The organism is Paenibacillus eucommiae (assembly GCF_017874215.1).
GTDB lineage: Bacteria > Bacillota > Bacilli > Paenibacillales > NBRC-103111 > Paenibacillus_AI > Paenibacillus_AI eucommiae.
Genome location: NZ_JAGGLB010000014.1, coordinates 13160 through 32777 on the forward strand (window position 1 = coordinate 13160; position 19618 = coordinate 32777).

Here is a 19618-nt window from a genome sequence, read left to right on the forward strand (position 1 = left end):
ATATGGGAGGTTAATCTTGCGCTCCTTTTTTTCATTTGTAGGAATTAATGCGTTGTTTATTGCTATTGTATTGATTAGTATCGTTATTGCTGTGAATCCTGGTCTTTTTTCTATTTCATTTGGAGGGCCGGAATCTTTACAATCAATGCAATCTTTGCAATCTTTCAAGACCATATTTATTAGTATTATTTTAGAAGCTTTTCCTTTTATTTTGCTTGGGGTATTGGTCTCTTCTTTTATGCAGATTTTTATTTCGGAGAAAACGATTCAACGCTTTATTCCGCGGAATCCGATACTCGGCATTTTGTTTGCATGTATATTAGGCATTGTTTTTCCGGTCTGTGAATGCGGGTTGATTTTGATTATTCGAAGGCTGATTGCCAAAGGTATGCCGCTTTATATTGGTGTCGTGTTTATTCTCGTTGGGCCGATCGTTAATCCTATCGTGTATGCGGCTACTTATATGGCCTTTCGTGCACGTCCGGAGCTGCTTTATGCCCGAATGGGGCTGGCTCTGTTCGTTGGTGTTTTCATAGGTCTGTTTATTTATTATTTTGTAAAAAAGAATCAGCTGAAGAACAGTGCGGCAACACTTTATGCCGGGTCTAAAGGTGATACGACGGAGCATCAGCATGTCCGCGGCGGCAAGTTTTTATCTATGATGGAGCATGCCGGCGGGGAATTTTTCGATATGGGTAAATATTTAATTTTTGGCTGTATGGTTACGGCAGCGATTCAAACCTTCGTCCCGCGGGGAAGTCTGGTTGAAATTGGCCAGGATCCGTTTAGTTCCCAGATGTTTATGATGGGGCTGGCGTACATTCTTTCGTTATGCTCTACTTCGGATGCTTTTGTTGCTTCCTCCTTCGTCAGCACTTTTTCTGCGGGTTCGATATTGACCTTTCTGGTTTTTGGCCCGATGTTGGATTTCAAAAGCACTTTGATGCTGCTTTCCGTTTTTAAAACCCGGTTTGTAATTTTACTCTCTTTACTTATTATTCTGGTTGTCTTTGTTGGAGCGAATATTGCTGAGCAATTTTTTCTATGATAGTGGGGATAAAACAAACAAAAGAAGAAGGGATGGATGGAGATGAATGAAGAGCGTTCGCTGACGTTTCATTACTTTTTCCGTGCTGCCATTTTGCTGGGCTTTTCCATTTATATTATTTATTTATCGAAGTCCGGTAATTTGATGTACTATATTGCTCCCCGTATGGAATCGTATGTGAAGTATGCGGCAGTAGCCCTCTTTGTCATTGCAGCGTACCAGGTATTTCTGGCTATACGAACGTATTCGGATCAGACGGAAGCGTGCGATTGCGAGCATGTGCCGCCGCGGTCTTTTTGGCGAAACTTTATGATTTATGGTTTGTTTCTTTTTCCTTTGCTGCTTGGTTTTAGTATGCCGGATGCCATCATGGGAAGTGATATTGCTGCAGTAAAAGGAATGAATTTAAGCAGCAATATTCAAGTTAAAGCACCACCTACAGACGATGGTTCCGATGGCTCTGACAAGCTTGCAGCCCCAAAAGACAGTATGCCAACGGATTCCAGTCAGAGCAATGTGCTCGACGAACGGCTAACAGAACCGATAGAACCAACAGAATTAACAGAACCTATAGAATCAACAAAATTTACAGAAGACAGCAGCAGCGTCTCAGTTGAAGACGAAAAGCTGAAGGCGTTGTTTGTCGCTGATAAGTATACGGAGGATTTTGCGAAGTTGGGCATGAGGTTATACAAAAAGGAGCTTATTCAAGTCAAGGAAGAGGGCTTTATGGAATTGCTGACCGCGGTGGATTTATTTAAGGATAATTTTGTTGGCAAGGCTATGGAGATTGAGGGGTTCGTCTATCGTGAAGATAATATGGGACCGAATCAGTTTGTAGTGTCCAGGCTGGCTATGCAGTGCTGCTCTGCGGATGCTGAGCCTTACGGAGTTTTGGTGGAATCATCCCTGGCTACTGGCTTTTTGAAAGATACATGGGTTAAAATAAAAGGAACCATTGGAAAGACGACTTATAATGAAATGGAAATTATGAAATTGGACGCAGTGCGTATTGAAAAAATAGAGAAGTCTGAGACTCCATACGTGTATCCTTATTTTGATGATTTCGACACCTTGGAGTGATAGAAAGGGAGAATGAAGATGTCTGAATCCAGTACGATAAAAGAGATGCTTGATGTGATGTCCAGAAATGGATGGAGAATCACAGACCAGCGTAAAACGTTAGCACAAATATTTGTAAGCACGGACGGGTATTTATCCCCAAAAGATGTTTATGATCAAATGAGAGCTAAATATCCGGGGGTCAGCTTTGACACTGTGTACAGGAATCTTCGTATGCTTAGTGAGATGGGCGTCTTGGAGCAGTTCTATTTCCTGGAAGGCGGATTGAAGTTTAAAGGAAGCTGCCTGGCCCATCATCACCATCACTTGATTTGCACGAATTGCGAGAAGACATTGACGTTTGATTATTGTCCTATGGACGAATCGCTCCACCTGCCAGGCAACTTTAAAATTGTGAATCATAGGTTCGAAATCTATGGCATATGCGAACAATGTCAAGAATCTAATTTGGCTTAAGTCCCAACAGCGCAGACCATTCCGCAGCCAACTGTTCTTGATCCAGATCCATGCCTATAAATACGACATAGGGGTCTCCGGTGAAGCTGGAGGGCGCCCAAGTTGTCCGCTTGCCTGCATGCTGCAGCAATTGTATCGGCTGTTCTTTGGAAAAAGAAACGTAACCCTTTGCCCGTAAAATGTGCGCTTCCCATTTATGCAGAAACTGTTCTATTCTCACAGGGGAGATGTCTCCTGCGGGCTTCCATGGCAGCGTGATGCTTTGAACACGAGAATAGGAGAGAGCTTCGTCTTTATTGGGACGAGGCTCTTTGTCAGGGATCAGGGGCGCTGCCTGCACCATCCGGAAAGAACGGACTGGGAGCGGGCTGTGCGCATGCGGCAGTATAGCAGATAAAAGAGATTGTACATCGATTTGGCTGTGTTTTGCATAAACAATCTGTGCTTTTTCATTGTGCTTTCGTATGGCTTTTTCGATTTTGACTAGTACTCGAGAAGTCACAAGATCAGTTTTGTTAACGATAAGCAAGTCTGCAACTTCCATTTGCCGGCGCAGGGTTCGGACAAGCTGTTTATCGGAAGAAAAGATGCTGTTGTAGTCCAGCATATGCTCAGCATCAAGCAGGGTAATGATTTGGTTGAGTTTTACAAGTCCTAGTAAGCCAGGCTCGGTTAAAGCGTCAGCAATTTCCTCTGGATTAGCGACACCTGTTAATTCTATAAAAACAATATCCGGTTTTTGGCCCAGCAGTTTTTTGAGGCAGTCTGCCAATTCTTCCTTTTTACTGCAGCAAACGCAGCCATCCAATAGCTTCTCAATAGCTGTATCTGAATGCTCATCCAGGATCAATCCGTCTACATCTTGTTTTCCTAATTCATTCATTAGAATTCCAGGCTGCAGCCCGCGTCTTCTTGTTTCTTCTAACAAACGCAGCAGAAGTGTAGTTTTGCCGCTGCCTAGAAATCCGCTAATGACCATAACAGGAATTTTCATATCACACTAACTCCCTTCCCCAACTAATATCCAATGCATCATAAAGTAAATATTACGATTTTCTTTTTATTTTACTACATTCCTAATGGTCTGGTATATACTTTCTGGCAGGGTAATCTTGTGTTAAGATGATGAGAATATCAAGTATATCTTTATGGAGGCAGGTCAGATGACCAAATATCCAACCATTGATAGTGAGCTTACACAAGAAACTTTCTCTTTTCCTTTCGTGATAGGGATAACCGCAAGACAATGGGTTGAGCCTCATCATCATCAGTTTTATGAAATATCGTTCTATGCACAAGGAAGCGCGTTGGATCTGGTGAATGGTCAGATGATCAAATCGTCCAGGGGAACAGTGGTCTGCAAGCTGCCTCACCGCATTCACGAAACGAAGCTTGTTAAGGGACAAACCTATACCAAATTCAATTTAATGTTTGATATGGATATTTTGCTGGAGTCGGAAATCGATGCTGGATTGAAGCATTTTTTTTATTTTAGTGCCGACAATGAGAAATCTCCCTTCTTTCAATTGGATAACGAACAAACGGTTCTTATGGAGCGATTATTTCATGAAATTTTTAAGGATTTTAAAGCGGATGATCCGTTCAGGCATTCCTATATCCGTTCGAAGCTGATCGAGATCCTTGTGCAAATTTCAAGAAGTCAGGGACGTATTGAGAACACAGCTCCTGTGGAAGCTCCTGCTGATTCTACGAATACGGGGCTGAACAATAACAAAATCTCTCTGGTGCTGCAGTTTATTAACCGGCATTTCTTGACTGAGGTGTCACTTGGCAGCTTATCTCAAAAGTTCAATGTCAGTACCCCTTATTTAAGCAAAATGATCAAAAAAGTAACCGGCATGAACTTCACGGACTATTTGCATGAACTGAGGATTGAAATGGCCTGCAGCCTGCTGATCTCTACCCGTATGAATATTCTAAACGTATCTGAAGAAGCGGGTTATAGCTCTTTTAAAACCTTTTCCCGTGTTTTTCTCAAAAAGAAAGGTGTTTCTCCGTCCAAATACCGCCTTCAATTTGCTAAGATTAAATATTGAGATGATCTCATTAATAGCTGGCCTGAAATAAGGGCAGGAATGAATTAAACTCTACGTATCAAGGGATACAAGGAGTGGGAGATTTATGGTCGTTCAGGAACAATTGGCTCTTTTTGGCGGTACCGCGGCAGTAAAATCGGTTTATTCAGATATGTTTAAATGGCCCATTATTACGGAAGAGGATGAGGTCGCGGCCCTCGATGTGCTCCGTAATGGAAATATGTCGGGCATCGATATCACTGTACAGTTTGAAAAAGAGTTTGCGGCTTGGCTGAAGACGGACTATGCGCTGGCCTTCAATACGGGTACCGCATCCATTCATGCTGCCATATTTGCTTGCGGGGTAGGCGTAGGTGATGAAATCATCTGCCCTAGTTTGACGTACTGGGCATCGTTGCTGCAAGTGTATTCTTTGGGTGGTACGCCCGTATTTGCGGAAGTCGATCCGGATACGTTATGTCTGGACCCGGATGATATTGAACACCGGATTACGGAACGGACGAAAGCAATTGTCGTTGTTCATTATATAGGTCATCCTGCTGATATGGATCGGATTATGGCCATTGCAAAGAAGCACAACTTGAAAGTGATTGAGGATGTTTCCCACGCGCAGGGAAGCCTATACAAAGGGAGCAAGGTGGGGACGATCGGTGATGTTGGCGCGATGTCACTTATGAGCGGCAAATCGTTTGCGATTGGGGAAGGCGGCATACTGGTAACGAATCAACGCGATATTTATGAGCGGGCTGTCGCATTCGGCCACTATGAGCGGTTCGGAGCCAATATCCAATCCGAGGAGCTGAAGCCCTTCGCAGGACTGCCTCTTGGAGGCTATAAGTACCGGATGCATCAAGTGAGCTCTGCGGTAGGAAGGGTCCAGCTGAAATATTATGAGCAGCGTATTGCGGAAATCGACAAAGCGAGTAACTATTTCTGGGATCAATTGGCGGGCTTGCCGGGAATCCGGGCGCATCGCCCGGCCCAGAATTCGGGAAGCACTATGGGCGGCTGGTACAGCCCCCACGGCTTTTATGTGGGCAGCGAATTGGGCGGGTTATCCGTAACCCGGTTCTGTGAAGCGCTCCAAGCAGAAGGAGCTGTTGACTGCAGCCCAGGCTGCAATCTGCCGCTGCACCTGCATCCGCTATTCCATGAGGCGGATATTTATGGACACGGCAAACCGACACGGATTGCGCACTCACAGAAGGATATCAGACAGGGAGCGGGGAGTTTGCCTGTAACCGAAGGCGTGAATGCGCGGGTATTTGCGATTCCGTGGTTTAAGCACAACGATTCCTCAATTATTGATGAATATGTGCATGCCTTCCGCAAGGTTATCGGAAATGCGCATCTCTTACTGGAGAATGATCCAGGTAATCCGCCCATGACAGGAAACTGGAATTTGTCTACCCGTGTGACGGTCAAAAAGTAACGACGAAGGAAGCTTCACCGAGAGCAAAGCATAAGATGCTTCTGGGGATGAAGAGGTAGGAATAGAGTAGCTCAATAGAGGAGCTCAGCTAGAGTAGAGGTTTCTTTTGTACTTCAGTAAGCGACCCAGGAGGCTGAATAAGGGCCTCCTGGGTTGCTTTATTTTTATTAACTTTGCTGGAAAGTAGAGTAGGTTTTTGAAGGGGCCTAGAGTGATTTGATTACTATTAATTGATTCGGTTCGGTTAACATGGTAATGTTTTACAGCGATAAAGGATTCTTGGGGAATCAGAAAGGAAAAGTCGTTTTATCCTCTCGCCACTATCCCTTTCCCTCAGGAGAGCAACTTCTGCTGGCAGACCGTTCGAGCGTGGCATGTTATGTTCGGCACTTTGAAGCTGAGATGGGAGGGATGTGGGAGGAATAGCAGGGCAATAGTAGAGCAATAGTAAGCAGCCCGTTTTCCTCGAGCAGAGCGTGTGCTTTGTGCTTCACTTAACGATGTTTTTCATCGATAAAGCAGTGTTTCGAGGTCAATCAGTCACTTTAGTGATGATTTTCATCGTTAAAAGAGTGGAGAGAGCCTCTCTGGGGGGCTAAAAGGGATTTTAACGATGTTTTTCATTGTTAAAGTAAGGATGTGGAGGGGACTGATGCTTTTAACGATGAAAAACATCGTTAAAGCTAAAGTAACAGATCTTTTCAGTTCATCATCCACATCCACATCCACATCCACATCCCCTTTGCCTGCTAGGAAATCTCCTCTAACCAAGAGAAAACCCCTTGATGGCTGTCCATTTGAGCTTTGGTGCTCGTACGATTGTAGCTGAGAGGGAGGGGATGTGGGGAGGATGGGCGTTAGTAGATCCTAGTAGCAGCCCGCCCTCCGCCGAAATGAGCATGTACTCCACTTAATGATGGTTTTCATCGTTAAAGCATGTGTATCAGGCCTTTCTCAGCTGCGCTCTCTCTTACTCCCCGGCGCCTGCGTCCGCTAGGAAATCTCTTCTAACCAAGTGAAAAACCCTAACCTGGTGTTGTGCGATTATAGCTGAAGTAGGAGGGGGGATGGGTGTAAAAGCGGTATCGTCCGCATATAAAGATATGTTCCACCCTTTACTTTCAATTCAGGGAACAAATCTTTAGCAACGGCCATGAGCCCATACTCCCTATCTCGCCCAAGCACATCAAAGGACGAACAAGGAATCTTTCCAATTCATCATTCAAATCGGACAGTCCTGTTACTTTCGCTTCCTATCACCTTCTTTTCAACCTCTTTCCATCCTCCCATCAATCCCTTTCCATTCTCTTTCCAACCTCTTTTAAGCCTTTTTAAACCTCTTTTAGCTTATTTTAACCCCTTTTATCTCCATGGAGCACTTTAAGTTTAGTTCAATTGTAGAGGTAACACTTCGTTACCGAACACAGAGTTAACTATGCAACGTTGTGACGATTAATTGTGCGTCTTCGTTAGCCTCTACAGCTGCTTTGGTAGCGGCTAGAATGTCTTCGTGTGTGATCTGGTGCGTATTTTGGTGCGTATTTTGATATACAATCTGATTATTTGTCTTACGTGTTGTCTGGGAAGTGTCTGGATTTGTATTGCCTCTCTCATTGCTAGATATACAAGATATACGATCCAAGAAATCTCCGCATATCGTATACGGGGCCTGATCAAGCGGCAGCTCTGTCCAAATATTGTTGTTGGTCACCATAAGCAGCATGGGTTCACTGGATATCAACGGATCTCCACTAAGTCTGAGCTCAGCATAAGCTTCTGTTCCTGTTACAAAAACCCGCATGTCTCCCCATGCCCAACACGCATCCCTTGTATGCCAATCAGCATATAGTTGTGCTGTCGCACCGCCATTTAATTGCACCTGAACGTTGGCAGAGTCATAGAAGGATGGGTGCTCAGGAAGGATAAGCTTTGTCAAACTTCCACTGGACGATTCGATCTCTTGACCTGTAAGCCAGCGCAGCAGATCGTAATCATGGATAAAGAGGTCATGGATGATAGTTCCGTTAAGAGTTTTGTCAAAAAACCATGATGGACGGCTTTCCTGGGCAAGTCTGTGCGGTTTGCGAATGCCTATTTGAACGATTTTTCCGAAATGGCCAAGATCGATTTGTTGTTTAAGCGTGAATAGTGCTTTGTTCACACGCTCAGTTAGAAGCATGCCAACCTGTATGCGGCCCCTTTGAATAACGGCCAATAGTCTTTCATATCCATCCCGATCTACCGCAGCAGGTTTATCCAGCATAACATGCTTGCCATATTGGTCACACAGCTCGATAATCTGTATTTTCTCCTTATTGATGGCCGAGGTTCCAATGATTCCGATCTCAGCGTCATTCCATATCTCGGAAATGGCATAACCCTCCTGCAGGTATAAGGGAATACCGTATTTAGTGGATAAGCTTTGCGCTACAGGAAATGGATCCCTTTCATATATACCTGCGCAATCGTATCCCATGTTTTGCATTTCCTCAATAAAAATTCCGATATGCCCGTGCTGGCAGCCAATAACTGCAAATTTCTTTTTCTCCGATGCCATAGTGTCGTTGCTCCTTTGTACCATTTTTATATGTTTATTTGTATGTTTGTTACTTGCAATCCTTATTTAGATTAAACGACAATCAGGTTTTGGTCAGGCCTAATCATAACCCTGATATCTCAATGTTTAAACTTCACCTGCGAGTACTGACAAACAAGCCTCCCGTTAAATAACCGGGAGGCTGATCGTCATTGCTGCAACTGAACTATGACTTCATTGTTTTCGTATGATAAGCGGATTTAATGAAGGAACGAATTCAGCGCTTTCTCCTGGCACAGCCCATTTTACACCCATATAGGTTTGCAGGAATGCCTTGACTCCACTTACTGTTCCCGCTTCAGTCAGGCTCATAATGACAATTTTGTCCTCATCCACCTTGATGAAATATTGATCACCCTGCAAGTCTGATACGGCGTCAGCCAGTGCTTCGTCTCCTGCAGGAATAACTCCAATGTAGATTCTGACATCGTCAGGGAATGCAGCAGGTTCATTGTTTAGCCGCTCATTGCTAAATGTCGGCAGGTTAGCTTGAGAAGATTTCCAGACATACTCGGCGAACAAGTCAGATGCATTCGTTGAAATCTGTTCAAAGCCTGCATTTTCAAGTGCCAGCGGCTCTTCATTTGCATCTAAGATCACGACATCATCTGCATAAAAGCTTCTCTTTCCGCTGACATCTGCGAACATCACTACTGACATGTAAGCGGCATTGGCAGGTGCGGTGAACGTTTTTGATAACACCGTCCATGCACCCTCTTGGCCACCTGCAATGAAGGGATATTCATTCAACTGATTGAATTGCTCATCATATAAATAGACCATAACAGCGGGGGCGTCACCCCACTCCAGATACACAGAAGTGTTGAAGGTGTAGCTCGCTCCACCTGTAATCGCAACCCGGTTACTTGCTGCTCCAAAGTTCTTATCATCAGCATCATCGAGAATATGCAAGCTGTATTGCCCGCTTAATTTCTTGTCAGAAACTACACCAACATTTCCGAGACCAGCCCCGTTTGTGTTCGGTGTCCACCAGCCGGCAATCTTCGCATCTTTCTGCTGTGGCACTACAAGCAAGGCTTGAGGCTGCTCATCTTTAACGATGACAAGTCCACCCTTTACAACGAAAGCAACGGTTTCAACACTCAGATCGTCTTTGTAGCTGATCTGGTAAACGACGGACTGATCAGCTGAGTTCTCTTCGACCGTTGGTACGGATAATTGCACGATACGAGAATTCTCGTTCCAGGATTTAGCGGTAGGCGTAACCGTTACAGGAGCACCGCCATTCACAACCTGCTTAATGCTGAAATCGCTTAGTGATGGTTCCGGGGCTTCAGCCGGAAGCTTGACGCTAATGGTTCCATTAACAGCGGAAGCATATAGTTCTTCCTCAGCTGGCTGCTCTACTAAATGAATGATATTGAAATCTCCCCGTGACCAGGTATTTCCGCCATACCAACTGAAATGTACGACAGGGCTGTGATAGTTTCTCAGGAAGAAGCCCATTAGAGAGGAAACCTCATTCGGATTAACTCCCAGGCTGCTAAATGGTATAGCCTGAACTGTATTCCAGCGATCACTGTATACCTGTGACCGTACTTCCCACGGCATGCCAGGGTCTCCCTGTTGGCTCGTTGCACTGGCTTTCCAGCTAAGCTTCACATCATTGAAGTTGCTGAAGAATGCTTTATAGCTCGCATTGATATCGCCGCCCAGGAAGGTTTCAACGGAGTCAGGAGTCGCACCATTCCACCAATTGTTAGTCATATTAACGTCATCATTGGTGACCATCAAGTTGGGATGAGGGTCAAAGTTTTCATAACCGACATAAACATTTTCGTCGTCCCAAAGTATTCGTACTTTGGTTTCAACTGGCGGTTGCAGCTTATCCGGTGTCGTCAGGAAATCGCCAATTGGCTTGGCATGCACCCACGGACCTTGATTGAAATTAAGTGATTGCAGGATGATCTCTTTGCCTGCATCTGTTTTGACCGCATAAGCAGGACGTCTAACTAATCCCGGATATTCAGTCAGGACTTGATCAATAGCCTGTCGGATAGGTCCATTTTCATCCTCGTGAAGATCCACGTAGCTCTGAAGCGCATGGAGTAGAACTTCCTGCACACCATTCCATTGCTGCATGTACCTCATTTGCTTCTCAGCTATATATTGTTTACGAAGCTCAGCCATTTGCAGGCTTTGTCTAAATTCTGCAAGCATGGTGAGTGCTGCCGCTTCGTCAGCAGGAGCTGCAACCGGCTCTATCCGCGGGAAGCTTAGCGCTGAGGCTTCGTAAAACTCAAAGCCTTCCATCAGGAACTTAGCCCGCTTGTATTGATTCTCTGTACCGGAATTCTCCGCTAGATCAAGGACCTGTTCCATTAAAGCACGAGTTTTCTGCAGATCCTCTAATGTAATTGACGTTAAGTACTCATGGGTATAGATATTCAAGTAGTTGTATCGCGGAACTGAATTTTTCCATTTTAAATACCAATCAGTTTCAAACATCCGTGTGGTCCAGAAAAGTTCCCAATGATCGTAATATTGTTCCAGATAAGGAGCTGCTGCTGCTCCAACTGCTGTTTCATACCACTCCCGGGTCAACGCCTCGGCATCCTGCTCCGAATTCCACTGCAGCTTCGCAGCAAGCCATAGCTTGGGTCCTTCTTCAAATCCGGGAAGCCATTCTGCTACGTGTCCGATCACATTGTGCTGCGTGGCGTATTGATAGTTTTCTGCCATCTTCTTCAGATACATACGAGGCGAATTATAGGGAGAACCGTATAAATACTCGTAAAATCCAATGTTTTCTGCCGCTTGGGTCCAATCTGCCATTAAGGCTTGCGCTTCTGCATTGATCTCCGGGTCCAGCCAGGTCAATCGATCGTCCGTAATATAAGGCACTACATTCGGATGCAGCTTATAAATGGATCCATCTTCATTTCTTGGCGGATCATACACTTGTGCATAGGCAAGCAGACCAAAGTATTTATCGTTAAGCTTACCTTCATTTTCCTGACCATCATAATAATGCAAAACGCCTTCCACAATACTGTTTACCCAAGGATAATACAAATCCGAAATGTTCAAGAGCCCCACTGAATTGACATGATCCTCTCCAGGGTAGTTCGGATGATTCGGATCAGATTCACAATGTGTCCGGCTGTCGGTCACGCCCAGTGAATACGAAGTAGCATCGGGATACTTTTCAAAATACTCGACAATTCGCTTCACTGCGGCCGCTGCTGTCTCATCGTTCAAGCAAGGATTCCAGTCCCACGATCCAGCTTCAGGAACTTTGCCTCCGGAATAATATTCAGGATGGTCTTTAAAGACAGTAGGATCAAATAAATGTTCGAGATTATGATGGAACTGAATATTATCATGCATCCGATTATGGCGCATCCATTCCACGTTGTCGGCCAGCCTATCCATAAAGAAAACATGACGCGAGATAGAGGTAGGCTCCTCCACAATCAATTCAAGCGGTACGGCAATTGCAGAGCTTTGTGGTACATGCTCTCCTTCCTCACCTGGCATAAGCCACCGAACGCCGAGATAACGCTCCAAAAACTCAAACACGCCAAATTCGACTGCCCGATCTGTTAATCCGGCAATTCTGATTTCATCATTTTTGGTTTGAATAATAAAGCCGTGTGCATTTAAATCCTGCAGCTTTTGCTTAAGGGCGGACTCTTCAGCGGGAATAGTTCCGCCGACATAAATCGGTATCATGCCCGAGTAGGCGTTGCCTGCTTGCTGCAGCTTTTCTTCCGTTACAATCGGCAATTCGACTCCTGAGGACTTTTGAATATACGAAACCAAGGTTTTGCTTGCAAAGGTAGATATTTCTTCAAACCCGGGATTGTCTATAGGCAGTGCAGCCCCATTTGTTTCTTTTAAACTAATATCATCAAAGTAAACACTTCTTTTCCCAGAAGAGTCTGACTGCAGCACCACAGATGCATATTTGGCACCAGCAGGAGCTACACCTGCAGCCGTCAAGCTTTTCCACGAATTTCTCTGATCGCCGAGGGAGTAAGGATAAGTATCCAGCAATGACTCGCTCTCATCAAAAAAATAAATGTACAACACCGGGTTCAAGTCTCCGGATTCGAGATAATAATGGGCGTTTGCTGTATAGCTTTTGCCTGGTGTTACCGCTACTTTATTGCTCATCATGGAGAAATTAATAGCCCCGTCATCGTCGTTAATATGAAGGCTGTTTTCGCTGCTATTCTTTTGTGTGCCCGAAACATTAACCTTCGTTTTATCAATGGTACCCAGAGGTTTCCAGCCTGTAACGCCATCAACGCCTTCAATAGCCTTGATAACCACAACAGCATTGCCTTGCATATTCCCAACTATCGGAATGCCAGCCGCGATCACTAACTCATTTGACTGTACGGCTGAAGCTTCTTTGTAGCTGATCGTGTAGATAACAGACTGCAGCACATTGCTTGAGGAAATCGCTGGAAGTGTTAAAACAGCCTCCTTGGCATCCGCATCCCAATGAACTGAACGTATCGCTACTGAGACTGGGCTACCCCCATTAATAATTTGCTGCACGTTAAAATCACCTGAGGCCGGCTGTGTATCCGGAGCTGCATCGAACGTAACGGTCGCTTCCCCATTTTCAGCATGGACCGAAACGATAGCTGCGTGTACTGGCGCTGGCGTGTTTGTTGGTGCTGGTGTCGATGTCGGCGATGTTGTTGGCGTAGAAGTTGGTGTAGGTGTAGGAGAAGTACTAGGGGTCTCATTACCGCCACCAGTATTGGTGCTCCATCCTCCTCCTGCTGAAGGAACCGTGCCAGCCCCGCTCGTCTGCTGCGGTTGCTTCTCGAACGTTGTGCCCTTGGCTGATTCGCTGATTGCTGCATGCTCAACTACACCTGGCCCAGTGATTTTTGCAATCGCATCCAGGATGAGACGTATAATTTTTGCTCCATCAGCAATGGTAACGACATTCTCTTGGGCCTGCTTTGCCAATGAAAGCTGCTGAATTACACCCTTAAGCAAGTCAATGGCGATGCCTTTGGCTTTTACTTCGATTTGCTTGAATTGACCATTCAAAGTAATGTTTGATCCAGAGGAAAGCGCTTCCTCAATTTGGATTAAAGGAATGCCATTTTCTTTTTCTGTACTCAATTGCTCCAGAATGACAGGTGTTTTTATGAAAAGTTCAGCTATCGTTGTTTTTCCCTGAGTTACGATACGTACGATTCCCGTCTTGCGATCCACAGTAAGCGTGGTCAGAGCACTATCCTCTATATGGATACTGTTCTTGCCTCCTCCTTGAACCGTTGTCATCCCGGAAACTCTAACATTACGCAGGGTTACGTCCCCTTCTTGAATGCCCTCAGCCAATAGCAAATTTCCGTTAATTTTAATATTTTGCAAGATCACGCCTGAAGCATGGATGGTTACGTCGCCATTCAAAACCTGCATACCGGAACCGGGGCCATATGTACCTGCCTCTGTATAATCCAGCATAGTATTGAAATTCAAAGCCCGGTCGAGGGTAATGATCAGCTCAGCCCTGGTAATGTTTGCTTCTGGCTGGAAACTGCCATCTTCATAACCTAGCATGATATTGGCCTCAGCAACTACATTAACGGCTCCTTTACTCCAGGAAGGAATTTGAGCGGCATCCGTGAAAGGAACTGTACGATTCCCATCATCCTTGGCTTCAAGCCCTAGTAAACGCGTGATCACAATAGCAGCTTCCTGTCTGCTGATCTGCCGTTGTGTACCTATAGTGCCATCCGGGTAGCCTTCTGTATATCCAGCTTTAACCGCTTTCAATACATCTGTGTATACCCAATCGGTTGCGGATAGATCAGAGAATTGCGCATCCACCTGCTCATCGAACCCAAAAGAACGGTTGATCAAGGCGAAAGCCTCACCTCTGTTTATGTCCTGGTCAGGCCGAAAGCTGCCATCCGGGTATCCTTGGATTCGTTCTGTTGAGATCCACTCTGCAAGTGTTTGCTCCGCCCAATGTCCAGCTATATCAGACGAGAGTCCTTGGAAAAGAGAAGGTGAACCCTCCACACTTGTGGATGTCTTCGCTGCCGCAGCATTTACAGATGAAAAGGTCGAAATCATGAGAGAAAACATGATCGTCCATATCAAAAACTTTTTGCATATTAATTGGTGCTTCCTATTCATTTTGCAGCCCTCCGGTTTCATTATTGCGAAACATCTAACTTCTTTTTGAATGGATACCTGCTAACTTGCTTCAATGGTTTCCTCCTTTCATTTTTCGCTACCAAGACTATCCGTGTATCAAGGCTTTGACTCTGTGCGGACATCAACTCATTTAATATGCTACAGCACGGTTTTCTCACTGTCAGGCCTATTATTACTCCCGAGTTCTCAAAATTTAACCTCTATTTCATTCAAGGGAGGTATTTAAAAAAAAGAATTTGACGAAAATAGGGATGGCTGGTAAACTAACATAATGTTATTATCGTAATAATTACTAACAGATGTTAATAAGATAGGATTAGGCCTTGTGAGGACACTGCTCATGCTAGGCAAATCCCCTGTTGATATGTTTGATATAAGAAAGGAAGAGTGCGATGCTCCTGGCATCTATGAAACAAGTGGCTTTCGGCTACACAGATGTTCCTTGTCTGGAAGACGTTAATGTTGATATTTTCTCAGGCGAATTTGTTGCCGTAACAGGGCCGAATGGCGCCTCGAAAACTACGCTGCTTAAGCTTGCTCTTGGTTTATTGGAACCTTGGAGCGGCGAAATATTTCTATCTCCCAAAGGAGAGGAAGGACGAAAGCTCGTTGTTGGTTACGTTCCTCAGCAAATAGCTTCGTTTAACAGTGGATTTCCCAGCAAAATCGAAGAGTTTGTACGCTCTGGCAGATATACAAGAGGCTCCTGGCTGCGAAAGCTGCGGCCGGAGGATTATGCTTTAACGGAACAGGCTTTGCGTCAGGTCGGGATGTGGGATCTGCGTGATCGTAAGATTGGAGAGTTGTCTGGTGGACAAAAGCAGCGGGTTTGTATCGCCCGGGCTTTGGCACAGGAGCCGGATATTCTAGTATTGGATGAGCCTACGACGGGGATGGATCAAGAAAGCCGGTTTGGTTTCTACGAATTGATGCGTCATCAGGTGAAGGATCACGGAAGAACGGTCGTTATGGTTACACACGGGCTCTCGGAAGTAAGTGATTACCTCGATCGCATTATTGAGCTGGAAAGAAAGGAGAACGGTGGATGGAAATGCTGCACTACGACTTCATGCAGCGGGCATTTTATGCCGGTGGGATCATTGCAATAATTGCATCGGTATTGGGCGTCTACCTAATGCTGCGAAGGCAGGCCTTGATGGCTGATATGCTGTCGCATGTGTCACTTTCCGGAGTGGCCGCAGGGTCGCTTCTCCATGTTAATCCAGCTCTTACAGGGTTTGCAGTAGCGGTTATTGGGGCAATTATTGTTGAATATGTCAGACGGGCCTATAAGACATACAGTGAAATATCGATCGCGATTATTATGATAGGCGGTTTATCTACAGCTGTTGTCTTAATGAGCTTGAATAATGGAATTAATAAAGGGTTTACTGCGTATTTGTTCGGCTCTGTCGTTGCCGTTAACCAGACGGAGATTATTATGATGCTGGGTGTGGCTGTCGTTGCAGGGATTTTCTTTTATACATTTAGAAGACCTTTATATCAAATGACATTTGACGAAGAGACGGCCAAAACGAACGGATTGCCAGTCAATCACATTTCCCTTCTATTTAGTATTTTTACAGGAATGATTGTTGCTGCTGCAATGCCTATTGTTGGAGTTCTGCTGGTTTCTTCTTTAATTATACTCCCTGCCGCGTTAGCCATTCGAATAGCTCCCAGCTTTGTTGCTGCTTTATTTTTGGCAATGATCATTGGTTTGGTCGGGGTGCTTTCCGGTTTAACAGCTTCGTATCAGCTTAGTACGCCACCTGGTGGAACAATTGCTATCGTACTTTTGCTCTTTCTCGTAATAGGCATCGGTATTCAAAAGGTCGTATTGAAGCTAAGGAAAAGTAGAAGTAAAAAATTCGCAGCGACAGAAACTGCTTTTTATGGCGATTCTAAACGGTTCTCGAAAGACCCCAAATAAAAAGGAGGTACAGGTTGTGAAATCATGGTTAAAGCACTCATTTATCCTTGCGGTAACATCAAGTTTAATCCTTTCAGGCTGCGGTAATTCAGCAAAAACCGATAACAGTGGAGCCGAATCGGATCCGGGCAGCAAAAAAATAAAAATAGCGGCTACGTTTTATCCTATGGCGGAATTCAGCAGACAGGTAGCCGGAGAGCATGCAGAGGTTATTACATTGGTTCCAGCTGGTGTAGAGCCTCATGATTGGGAGCCATCCCCTAAAGATATGACGGTTATTAAGGAAGCTGACGTATTTGTCTATAATGGCGGCGTAGAAGGTTGGGTCGATAAAGCTTTAGAGAGTGCGGCTAATGATAAGCGCATTGTGGTGGAAACCATTCACGACTTGGAGCTGATCGAAGGCGAGGAGCACAGTCATGAAGGTGAAGAGGCAGGCCATGAAGATGAGCACGCCCATGAAGGGGAAGAAGCGGGGCACGCGGATGAAGACGTTCATGAGCACGGACTCGACCCTCACGTGTGGTTAAGTCCTGTATTGGCGCAAAAACAAGTAGCTGCTATTCAAGCGGCCTTGGAAAAAGCAGATCCTGCTCATAAAGAAGATTATAAGAAAAACGCAGATATCTATATTGCTAAGCTGAAGGAACTGGATGAACTATTCAAATCCGGGTTGAATGGAGCTAAACGCAAAGATTTTGTCACACAGCATGCCGCTTTCGCTTATTTAGCAAAGGAATATGGATTGACACAAGTTCCGATTTCGGGAATTTCTCCTGAGCAGGAGCCTTCTCCTAGCCAGATGGCAGAGGTTATCAAGTTTGCCAAGGAGCATGACGTCAAAACGATCTTTTTTGAAACCTTGGTTGATCCCAAAATAGCTCAAACGATTGCGAAGGAAGTAGGCGCCAAAACCGATGTGCTGAACCCAATCGAAGGATTGACAGAGGAAGATCAGAAGGAAAACCTGGATTACATCGGAGTAATGAAAAAGAACCTGGAAGCTTTGAAAAAAGCTTTGAACGAATAATGCTACTTATGTAATAAAAAATGCAGCTAAGGGAAACCCCTAGCTGCATTTTCTTAATTCATCTTACCAAGAAAAAGTTACGGAAATGATAACCAAGAGAATAAAGAGTACCAAGATTGCTGCAGTGTTTGTTCCACAACCACCTATACCACCTACTGGACCTCCACAACCTACTCCGCCAACTCCTCCAACTCCATAACCCATTATTCATACACTCCTTTGATGTTTAAGTTTTGACTACACCCTAAGTATATGTGTGAGGTTTACCTATTGATTGGACATAAGTCCAGAGTGGATGTTTTTGTTGTAAAATTTATTGAGGAACCGCTGCGCTCTTTTTTTTATGCTGAGTGGCCTTATCAATAAAAATTGCAAGAGCAAGAATAATGAAGAGCAGCAGTGCGAAGCCAGCAAAGATTCGATACGTATTGGCCACGTCAAAGCGATCCAGGCTCCAGCCGGATATTAGCGGAATAACCGCGCCACCAACGCCTCCAGAACCTATCAAGAGGCTTGTAATGCGGTCCGTATTGCCTGGCATCAGATGATCCGCATAAACCAAGGCAATTGAGAAAATACCCGCCATAAAAAGTCCTATGGCAAACACGATAACAAGATTCATCATATAAGTAGTTGCAGCCAAGAGCAGACATAAACTAAGCACAGTACCAACGCTAGCCCAAATTAAAAATTTGGCATAGCCTACACGGTTGGACAAGCTGCCTGCAACAATTCGCCCAAGAGCCATAGCTAACCAGAAGATGGTAACGCTGATCGCCGCTGCGGATTGAGTAACTGGGAATTGTTCAATAAGCATAGAAGGAAGAAAGTTAGCCATACTCATCTCTAATCCGACATAAAAAATAAAGAATAGGACGAGCATAGGAAGTAAAATTCGTTTGATGCCTTTGTAGGAAGGGGCGCTTGAAGCTTGAACGGCTCCTTGTGAATGTTTTCCCGCTCTGTGATCTAATGCATGATCGAGCTCAACACCAAAGGACATCCACCGCCAGCAAACAGCTGTAGAAGCGGATATCACGGCAATAGTCAGAAAAGAAAGCTGCCACATCTCAAAGGAAATAAAAAATCCGGATATTAACGGGATGCTTAGAGCACCTACGCCAAAAAAGATTTCAACACGCGACATGGCAACTGCTTTGTAGCTGCCCAAATGTCCAATAATCATGGCTCCAATTATAGCCTCCACCATCCCGAACCCTAGTCCGGCAATGGGTGACACGCTTAGCATGACAGACCAAGGGGGCAAGAAGACATAAATCAGCTGGGCGATTGTGAGACAGCATAAAGCCATAAATAGTGCGCGACGCGCCCCCATGAATCTGAGAATGCGGGGAGTAAACAGTACGCCCAGTAGAAACCCTGCGAATTGCATGAAGATCAGCCGTCCGCCGTCCTCATACGTAAGCCCATATTTGTTCAACAGCTCGGAAAGCAGTGAGCCAATGACCACATGTGCTAAGCCGATTAATAAGTAAGAAATACAGCCGATCCATAGAAAGCGTTTCATGATAGTCTCCCTTTAAGATGTTAAATGAATTTCCAGTGATATAAATTTCCGGTGATATAGTACCGGCAGTAGCTACTGATGCTATTATCTACACGGGAAGTGCCAGGTGATAGGATTGCGTGTCAGTCATAACCATAGAAAAACCTCCTACAATTTCCGTAGGAGATTTATATAATTTGTTTACTTATGTCCGACGCCAGCTTTGAAAGGAACATCTTTGATGTTACCTTATCGCACAATGAAATACAAGATAAAGCTGTGTAAAGTTGTGTTTTATGAATACTTTTAGTTGACGTAGT

12 protein-coding genes are annotated in these 19618 nt (G+C 44.8%); 8 read left to right on the plus strand and 4 right to left on the minus strand.

Annotation, left to right across the window (positions count from 1 at the left end):
* Window positions 1-16 precede the first annotated feature (16 nt).
* Genes J2Z66_RS19815 through J2Z66_RS19825 form a run of 3 tightly spaced genes read left to right on the plus strand, consistent with a single transcriptional unit; the run spans window position 17 to window position 2587 of the window.
* On the plus strand, window positions 17-1048 hold the full coding sequence (locus J2Z66_RS19815) for a permease (protein WP_245375689.1): 1032 nt from the start codon (window positions 17-19) through the stop codon (window positions 1046-1048).
* A 42-nt stretch (window positions 1049-1090) separates the two neighbouring features.
* Window positions 1091-2131, plus strand: coding sequence for a TIGR03943 family putative permease subunit (locus J2Z66_RS19820; protein ID WP_209973576.1), 1041 nt, complete (start codon window positions 1091-1093; stop codon window positions 2129-2131).
* An 18-nt stretch (window positions 2132-2149) separates the two neighbouring features.
* The gene (locus tag J2Z66_RS19825) at window positions 2150-2587 is read left to right on the plus strand and encodes a Fur family transcriptional regulator (RefSeq protein WP_209973577.1); all 438 of its coding nucleotides are present in this window, start codon (window positions 2150-2152) and stop codon (window positions 2585-2587) included.
* On the opposite strand, the gene J2Z66_RS19830 is transcribed toward J2Z66_RS19825, so the two are convergent.
* Window positions 2574-3581: a CobW family GTP-binding protein gene (locus J2Z66_RS19830; RefSeq protein ID WP_209973579.1), complete on the minus strand. Its 1008-nt coding sequence runs from the start codon at window positions 3579-3581 to the stop codon at window positions 2574-2576. The genes J2Z66_RS19825 and J2Z66_RS19830 overlap by 14 nt on opposite strands.
* Window positions 3582-3750: 169 nt before the next feature.
* On the opposite strand from J2Z66_RS19830, the gene J2Z66_RS19835 reads away from it, so the two are divergent.
* Entirely contained in the window at window positions 3751-4644 is an 894-nt protein-coding gene (locus J2Z66_RS19835) for an AraC family transcriptional regulator (protein ID WP_209973581.1), read from the plus strand.
* A gap of 85 nt (window positions 4645-4729) precedes the next feature.
* On the plus strand, window positions 4730-6076 hold the full coding sequence (locus J2Z66_RS19840; protein WP_209973583.1) for a DegT/DnrJ/EryC1/StrS family aminotransferase: 1347 nt from the start codon (window positions 4730-4732) through the stop codon (window positions 6074-6076).
* A gap of 1429 nt (window positions 6077-7505) precedes the next feature.
* On the opposite strand, the gene J2Z66_RS19845 is transcribed toward J2Z66_RS19840, so the two are convergent.
* Both J2Z66_RS19845 and J2Z66_RS19850 read right to left on the minus strand, forming a co-directional pair.
* On the minus strand, window positions 7506-8633 hold the full coding sequence (locus J2Z66_RS19845; RefSeq protein WP_209973585.1) for a Gfo/Idh/MocA family protein: 1128 nt from the start codon (window positions 8631-8633) through the stop codon (window positions 7506-7508).
* 213 nt (window positions 8634-8846) lie between these two features.
* A complete protein-coding gene (locus J2Z66_RS19850) occupies window positions 8847-14807 on the minus strand; it encodes a DUF4838 domain-containing protein (RefSeq protein WP_209973587.1) in 5961 nt (1986 codons plus the stop codon).
* A 413-nt stretch (window positions 14808-15220) separates the two neighbouring features.
* Here J2Z66_RS19850 and J2Z66_RS19855 point away from each other — a divergent pair, with 413 nt between their 5' ends.
* Genes J2Z66_RS19855 through J2Z66_RS19865 form a run of 3 tightly spaced genes read left to right on the plus strand, consistent with a single transcriptional unit; the run spans window position 15221 to window position 17791 of the window.
* Window positions 15221-15937: a metal ABC transporter ATP-binding protein gene (locus J2Z66_RS19855; protein ID WP_209973589.1), complete on the plus strand. Its 717-nt coding sequence runs from the start codon at window positions 15221-15223 to the stop codon at window positions 15935-15937.
* On the plus strand, window positions 15874-16761 hold the full coding sequence (locus J2Z66_RS19860; protein ID WP_209973591.1) for a metal ABC transporter permease: 888 nt from the start codon (window positions 15874-15876) through the stop codon (window positions 16759-16761). Before J2Z66_RS19855 ends, J2Z66_RS19860 begins: the two co-directional genes overlap by 64 nt.
* A 16-nt stretch (window positions 16762-16777) precedes the next feature.
* Window positions 16778-17791 carry a metal ABC transporter substrate-binding protein gene (locus J2Z66_RS19865; protein WP_209973593.1) on the plus strand — a complete coding sequence of 338 codons (1014 nt, stop codon included), beginning with the start codon at window positions 16778-16780 and terminating at the stop codon, window positions 17789-17791.
* Between the two features lie 313 nt (window positions 17792-18104).
* On the opposite strand, the gene J2Z66_RS19870 is transcribed toward J2Z66_RS19865, so the two are convergent.
* A complete protein-coding gene (locus J2Z66_RS19870; RefSeq protein ID WP_209973595.1) occupies window positions 18105-19319 on the minus strand; it encodes an MFS transporter in 1215 nt (404 codons plus the stop codon).
* Window positions 19320-19618: the final 299 nt, after the last annotated feature.

Coding starts and splice junctions, on each gene's coding strand:
- J2Z66_RS19820 (WP_209973576.1), top strand. CDS start 1,091: ATGAATGAAGAGCGTTCGCTGACGTTTCATTACTTTTTCCGTGCTGCC.
- J2Z66_RS19825 (WP_209973577.1), top strand. CDS start 2,150: ATGTCTGAATCCAGTACGATAAAAGAGATGCTTGATGTGATGTCCAGA.
- J2Z66_RS19830 (WP_209973579.1), bottom strand. CDS start 3,581: ATGAAAATTCCTGTTATGGTCATTAGCGGATTTCTAGGCAGCGGCAAA.
- J2Z66_RS19835 (WP_209973581.1), top strand. CDS start 3,751: ATGACCAAATATCCAACCATTGATAGTGAGCTTACACAAGAAACTTTC.
- J2Z66_RS19840 (WP_209973583.1), top strand. CDS start 4,730: ATGGTCGTTCAGGAACAATTGGCTCTTTTTGGCGGTACCGCGGCAGTA.
- J2Z66_RS19845 (WP_209973585.1), bottom strand. CDS start 8,633: ATGGCATCGGAGAAAAAGAAATTTGCAGTTATTGGCTGCCAGCACGGG.
- J2Z66_RS19850 (WP_209973587.1), bottom strand. CDS start 14,807: ATGAATAGGAAGCACCAATTAATATGCAAAAAGTTTTTGATATGGACG.
- J2Z66_RS19855 (WP_209973589.1), top strand. CDS start 15,221: ATGCTCCTGGCATCTATGAAACAAGTGGCTTTCGGCTACACAGATGTT.
- J2Z66_RS19860 (WP_209973591.1), top strand. CDS start 15,874: ATGGAAATGCTGCACTACGACTTCATGCAGCGGGCATTTTATGCCGGT.
- J2Z66_RS19870 (WP_209973595.1), bottom strand. CDS start 19,319: ATGAAACGCTTTCTATGGATCGGCTGTATTTCTTACTTATTAATCGGC.